Source organism: Halomonas sp. OfavH-34-E (assembly GCF_024124525.1).
Classification (GTDB): Bacteria; Pseudomonadota; Gammaproteobacteria; order Pseudomonadales; family Halomonadaceae; genus Halomonas; species Halomonas litopenaei.
The window spans coordinates 1-1,256 of the sequence record NZ_JAMXRY010000124.1; the positions used below are offsets into that span (position 1 = coordinate 1).

A 1,256-nucleotide genomic window follows, 5' to 3' on the forward strand; every position below is an offset into this window, starting at 1 on the left:
GCTCTTTAACAATGTATATCATGCTGACAAAGTAAGATACGTTTCAAGCGTATCCGGCAATTGTCGTGACATCATCGATTGACAGACCCTTTGGGGTTATATGGTCAAGCGATGAAGCGCATACGGTGGATGCCTAGGCAGTCAGAGGCGATGAAAGACGTGGAAGCCTGCGATAAGGTTCGGCGAGGTGGCAAACGACCTGCGACCCGGACATCTCTGAATGGGGAAACCCACCCAAGGTAACTTGGGTATCTCATGTTGAATATATAGACATGAGAGGCGAACCGGGGGAACTGAAACATCTAAGTACCCCGAGGAAAAGAAATCAACCGAGATTCCCCTAGTAGCGGCGAGCGAACGGGGACCAGCCCTTAAGCAACACAACTGGTAGGTGAACAGACTGGGAAGTCTGGCCATAGTGGGTGATAGCCCCGTAACCGAAACCTGAGTGTTGTGAAATCGAGTAGGTCGAGGCACGTGAAACCTTGACTGAAGACGGGGGGACCATCCTCCAAGGCTAAATACTCCTGACTGACCGATAGTGAACCAGTACCGTGAGGGAAAGGCGAAAAGAACCCCGGAGAGGGGAGTGAAATAGATCCTGAAACCGTATGCGTACAAGCAGTGGGAGCCAACTTGTTTGGTGACCGCGTACCTTTTGTATAATGGGTCAGCGACTTATTTTCAGTGGCGAGCTTAACCGTATAGGGGAGGCGTAGAGAAATCGAGTCTTAACTGGGCGACCAGTCGCTGGAAATAGACCCGAAACCGGGCGATCTATCCATGAGCAGGTTGAAGGTTGAGTAACATCAACTGGAGGACCGAACCAGGATCTGTTGAAAAAGATTTGGATGACTTGTGGATCGGAGTGAAAGGCTAATCAAGCCCGGAGATAGCTGGTTCTCCTCGAAAGCTATTTAGGTAGCGCCTCACGTATCACCGCCGGGGGTAGAGCACTGTTTCGGCTAGGGGGTCATCCCGACTTACCAACCCGAGGCAAACTCCGAATACCGGTGAGTGCAAGCGTGGGAGACACACAGCGGGTGCTAACGTCCGTTGTGAAAAGGGAAACAACCCAGACCGTCAGCTAAGGTCCCGAAATCCTGGTTAAGTGGGAAACGATGTGGGAAGGCTTAGACAGCTAGGAGGTTGGCTTAGAAGCAGCCATCCTTTAAAGAAAGCGTAATAGCTCACTAGTCGAGTCGGCCTGCGCGGAAGATGTAACGGGGCTCAAACCAGGTACCGAAGCTACGGGT

At 51.7% G+C, this 1,256-nt stretch carries 1 rRNA gene; it reads left to right on the plus strand.

From position 1 onward, the window contains the following. Nucleotides 1-102: 102 nt before the first annotated feature. Nucleotides 103-1,256, plus strand: a 23S ribosomal RNA gene (locus NH448_RS23455); the annotation flags it as partial.